Source organism: Brevundimonas sp. (genome assembly GCF_036399195.1).
Classification (GTDB): Bacteria; Pseudomonadota; Alphaproteobacteria; order Caulobacterales; family Caulobacteraceae; genus Brevundimonas.
The window spans coordinates 1-4,961 of record NZ_DASWNO010000257.1 but is presented as its reverse complement, the minus strand read 5'-3'; the positions used below and the strand labels follow the sequence as shown (position 1 = coordinate 4,961).

Below are 4,961 nucleotides of genomic sequence, written 5' to 3'. Positions count from 1 at the left end.
GTCCGCCGACCGGACCCTCTTCCGTGGGTGACTTGAGACCTCTCAACCGCGGGTCGGACGAGGAGGACGCGCCTGATAGCCCTCTGGCCGGGCGGAGCACCGCGACCTGGTGCGGATAGGGGAAGCGCAGGCCTGCGCCTTCGAAATCTTCCTTGACCGCCTTGGTGAGGTCGAAGCGGGTGTTCTGCCAGTCCTCCGGCGTCGCCCAACATCGCAGTGTCACGTTTACGGCGCTGTCGCCCAGGCTCGTCACCCTGGCCCAGGGCGCTGGATCCGCCATCACTCGTGGATCGGCGCCTGCTGTTTCCGTCAGCAGACGAAGGGCGAGATCGAGATCGTCCTCGTAGTCGACCCCGAAGGTCAGATCGATGCGCCGACGACCGGACTGCGTCAGATTGACGATCAGTTCGCCGAAGACCTCGCCATTGGGGAAGTAGAGGGTCAGGCCGTCGAAATCGATGACCTTGGTGTGAAACAGATCGAGATCCACCACCCGTCCCTGCCGACCGTTCAGCTCGACATTGTCGCCGACGCGGTACGGCCTCAGGACGAGGATCATCACCCCGGCGGCGACGTTTCCCAGGGTGCCCTGCAGAGCCAGCCCGACAGCGAGCGACGCGGCTCCCAGAACGGCCAGCACTGATGTCGCCTGAACGCCCAGCTGCTGCAGGACCGCCACCACCCCGACCGCGATGACGAGGTAGCGCACGGCCGCCGAGACGAAGTCGCCGAGGGTCTGATCGGCGGGGTGATGTCGGGGCAGGCGATGCACGGCTCGCCGGGCCAGGACCGCTAAGCGCTTTGACGCCCAGATCGTGACCGCGAGGATGAGCAGCGCGACCGCCAGCCGCACGGAGAACGAGCCCGCGACGCCGGCCAGCTGCCGGACCATGACCTCGTCTCCGGCCAGCGCCCCGCGAGCGGCCTCCAGAATGGGAACGGAATCGGCCTGGCGGCTCACGTGCCGGTATTCCCCAGACGCGATGGAGGGACGCGAGCGGTCAACCTAAGCCACCGTGTCGGCCATGGTGGCGTTCCGCTGACCCATCGGCGCAGCCGGGCCGCGCGTCGTGTCCCGGGCCGTCTGGTGTTCGAGCTCCGCATTCAGCTCCGCGCCCAGCAGCAGCGTGTAGGCCGAGAAGTACAACCAGGTAAGCAGAGCGACGATGGCTCCGAGCGAGCCGTAGGTTGCGTTGAACTTGCCCACATTCGCCGAGTAGACGCCGAACCCGGCTGTAGCGGCCAGAATGCCAACGGTGGCGAAGACCGAGCCTGGCGCCAGCCAGGACCAGCGTGCGCGGTCGCGATCGGGGCCATACCGGAAGAGAGCCGCCACGAAGGCGCAGGCCAGTGTGCAGGTGAAGAGCCAGGAGGCCAGGCTCACAAGGGAGGCGGCAGGTCCAAACCCATCGGCCAAGCGCTCGAGATAGCCTGTCATCGATCCAGCGACGAGACCGCAGATCGCCAGCGCCAGCGCTCCCAAGGTGATCGCCGCCCGCGCAAGGTTCAGCCGGATAAGATTGCGGGTCTCGGCCTCCTCGTAGACGACGTTCAGCGCCGTGATGATCGCGCCGGCTCCCTTCATGCCGCCGAAGAGCGCGAGCCCGAGGGCGAGAACCAACCCCAACCCGCTCTTGCCGGCGGCGCCCGCGACCGCATTGCCGAGTTGTTCCTCGATAAGCGCGGCGGCGTCAGCGGGCACGATCGAAGCGAGCGCCTGAACGTGGACCTTCACCTCCGCGGGCGTGACGACGAGCCCGTAGACGAGGACCATGGAAGCAAGGAGCGGCGCCATGGCGAGGAAGCCATAGAACGCGACCCCAGCCGCGACGAGGCCGAGATTGTCCTCCTTGGACTCAGCGTAGGTGCGCTTGAGCACCTGCCGCCATCCCGAAATGGGCATCGCCGTGGGGGTGTCCGCGTCCCGGCCCGATTGGCGACGTCCAGGATTGCGATGGGGCACGGGCGACTCGACGACACGGGAAGCGCTCGGGGCGCTGCGCTCCGCCTAACCCACTGCCTTGCGCGCGGGTTCCCCGGTTGGCGCCTGGCTCAGCCGGAGCAGCGGCCCTGCGCCTGATGGCGGGATGTTGCGCTGGCGGTTGGCCCCGGCATGGCCACTGCAGATCCGCACCCTGTCGTTCGGCCTGGTTGGTGAACAGTAGACAGTCCTAGCGGGCTCAAAGGTGCAGTCAGTAAGCCCCTCTGTACCCGAGCCGAAACATTAGCCACGGTGAAGCTGCTGGTGATGGCGCCCCAGGTTAGCGGCGCGGCTTCCAAGTTCGCAGGGCGCGCGCGAAATTTGGGAAGCTGGTTTCGACCTGGACGGTCTCAGGCGTCTCCGGAGGATTTGGATAGCGGCATCAGGGGGTGACCAAGGCTCCAATGAGCCCAATCCCGACAATCATCATACCGCCGAGTGCCGCCGCGAGCTGGACTGCCAGCATCAGGGCGATAGCCCGGAGAACTCCGACGAAACGCGAGACGAACCACCGCCCCTGACCCATGCGTACGAAGGTAATTACGCCAAGAAGGATGATCGCAGCGGAAATCAGAGCCGCCACAGGCTCCCTGCCAAAGCCCCACCATGCGAGAGGAAGCATCGGCACCGTCCAGGCGCACAACCAGCCGAAGGTGGCCCGGAACCCGCGGCGCCATCCAAGGTCTTCCTTGTCCCAGAGACGAAGCAGAGGCGCCGCCGCGAGCGCGTAGAAGAGGGACAGCAGTGGGACCATCACCAAGGTCATCCAGCCATCGGCGTCGGCGATGAAGGCGTCTAGCGACTTGCCTGACCGCTGGAGCAGCGACGCCATCATCTCTGGCGGGAAGTCGTTCAGCAGGAAGCCAGCTCCGCCCTGCAAGAACAGGATCAGCATGAGAATGGCGTTCAGCCCCAGATAAAGACGCAGCGGGCGAGCATAGACACCGCCCCCCTCCGGCCCGGCCGCCATCCATGCCTGCAGCACGTCAGCGGGTCGCAGCAGGAGGTCCTTCGCAGTGGCGACCTCACGCCCCCCAAACCCAAGGACGTCGTCGGCGAGTTCTTCGCTGGGTTTACGTGCGTTGACCATGGACCACCCCGCATCAGGCCGATGATATCCACACCAGCGGCCCGACCCATGCCCCAACCGAGGCTCCAGGGCGGCACGATCAATCATTGGTCGGCGATCGGCAAGCACGACAGTGCTGCTGGCTCGTAGCGATCGCAGCACGGGTCAACCGTGCTGGACGGAGCGACGGGGTACCGCCGGGAACCGCACGGAGGGAGACGCCAGCCTTCGGTGCGGTGATCCACTTCGTGTCGAAGCGCCCGGCCTGGCCGCTATCGCGCTCACCGACAAGACATGGCGATGCCGAGATTTGGGAGCTGTTCACCCTTCGCAGGCAACCTCCGCTCGGGACGGAGCAAGCCTGATGAAGCAGTCGATGATAGCGCTCGCAGCGGCGATCACACTGGCCGGGTGTGGCGGAGCGCCCCCTCCGGATTATGGACCCCCCACTGATGCTCAGGCGTTTGCCGCAGAGGCCGCAAGCGTCGCACTGGACGTTGCTGAGCCGCTCCCTGTTCGGAAAAATGAGCCGATTACGAGTGGCGCTATCGACGTGCCCGGAGCCATGGCGCGGAACACGGGTAATGTGCTGCAAGATGCGAGCGACGCGGCAACGAGGCAGTCTTTGAAGGAAGGCCTCCGCTCACTTCGCAAGGTGGTCGTCAGAACCTGTGAGTGGGGCAGCGTCAAAGCCAAGGACGTGGAGAGTTTCTCCCGCGCGCGGCTCAGCGAGGTGGAGCATGCGTACCTCTGTGAAGTCGATCGCTACAGTGATCCGCCTCGCCGGGGCCCGGTGAAATCAACCGCCACAGGCTACTACTACATGGACGGCGGCGGCTTTCTTCACGGTGATGTGGACAGCACGACCTGGGAGGATGTGGACGCCATCCCGTGATCCAAAGAGCCCGACCGGAGCGGGCCGGCGCAGAGGGCTTCCCTCCGGCCCGTCTTCGCGCAAATCTCCCAAGTCCACCGTGGGAATCTCACAATGCGCCTGTCGATCCTTGCCTTCTTCACTGGCCTTGTCCTTGCGACCGCAGCCCCGGCCGTGGCCCAAACACCGCCGTCGCCCGCTCCGGGGCCCACCCCGAACGCAGCCTACGCCGCCGACGTCGCCACCATGGATGCCATCATCGCGGCTCTCTACGACGTCATCTCCGGCGACGCAGGTCAGGATCGTGATTGGGACCGGATGCGCCACCTGTTCCACCCGTCCGCCCAGCTGATGCCGACCTCGACCAACCCCCAAGGCCTGGGCGTCCTCACCGCTATCACACCTCAGGGCTACATCGACCGCGCCGGTCCCACCCTCATCCGAGACGGCTTTCACGAGCGCGAGATCGCCCGCCGCGTGGAGCGCTTCGGGCGCATCGCCCATGTCTTTTCAACCTATGACGCCCGTCGCGCCCTGACCGACGCGGAGCCGTTCGTGCGAGGCATAAACTCCATCCAGCTCTTCGACGACGGCGCCCGCTGGTGGATCGTCAGCGTTTACTGGCAGCCGGAAACTCCGACAGTCACCCTGCCGTCGGCATACCTGCCGATCCCCTGAACCGCGCGCGCTCCCAATAGCCTCTGAACGTCACCAGCTAGACCCTTCCCAGGCTGGCCCTGACTGACGGGGCCGGCAGACACGCGGTCGACGAGACTGCCACAGCTAGCGCCGGTAACGACTTTCTTCTGTAAGAAGCCTGCTCGCCACTCATTGAAGACCACAGGCCCAGTAGTCCTCACGGACGCCGGCTGATTAGGCGGGCAGGGGCTTTTCGTGCTGCCCCGGTCCTTTCGAAACCCGGTTGAGATACCTCTTTGTCACCGGGCGGGAGTTGTGGCGCGACCAACGCTGCGGCATGGTCGTCGGGCTCACGAGGGGTTGGCGGGGATGCGAGCGATGCGGATCGGTAATTTAGT

Annotated in this window: 5 protein-coding genes; 2 read left to right on the top strand and 3 right to left on the bottom strand. The window is 65.7% G+C overall.

Features of this window, described 5'->3' with window-relative positions; translation table 11 throughout:
* From VGB60_RS11360 to VGB60_RS11350, 3 genes are all read right to left on the bottom strand, one after another.
* Positions 1 to 961: mechanosensitive ion channel family protein (locus tag VGB60_RS11360; RefSeq protein ID WP_331038363.1), on the bottom strand; the 961-nt coding region annotated here is incomplete at its 3' end.
* Positions 962 to 1,006: 45 nt separating this feature from the next.
* Entirely contained in the window at positions 1,007 to 1,903 is an 897-nt protein-coding gene (locus VGB60_RS11355; protein WP_331038362.1) for a YihY/virulence factor BrkB family protein, read from the bottom strand.
* A gap of 460 nt (positions 1,904 to 2,363) precedes the next feature.
* On the bottom strand, positions 2,364 to 3,071 hold the full coding sequence (locus VGB60_RS11350) for a hypothetical protein (RefSeq protein ID WP_331038361.1): 708 nt from the start codon (positions 3,069 to 3,071) through the stop codon (positions 2,364 to 2,366).
* Between the two features lie 343 nt (positions 3,072 to 3,414).
* On the opposite strand from VGB60_RS11350, the gene VGB60_RS11345 reads away from it, so the two are divergent.
* Both VGB60_RS11345 and VGB60_RS11340 read left to right on the top strand, forming a co-directional pair.
* Positions 3,415 to 3,945, top strand: a complete 531-nt coding sequence (locus tag VGB60_RS11345; protein WP_331038360.1) for a hypothetical protein — start codon at positions 3,415 to 3,417, stop codon at positions 3,943 to 3,945.
* A gap of 93 nt (positions 3,946 to 4,038) precedes the next feature.
* Complete coding sequence (locus VGB60_RS11340; RefSeq protein WP_331038359.1) at positions 4,039 to 4,602, top strand: hypothetical protein; 564 nt, start codon at positions 4,039 to 4,041, stop codon at positions 4,600 to 4,602.
* Positions 4,603 to 4,961 lie beyond the last annotated feature (359 nt).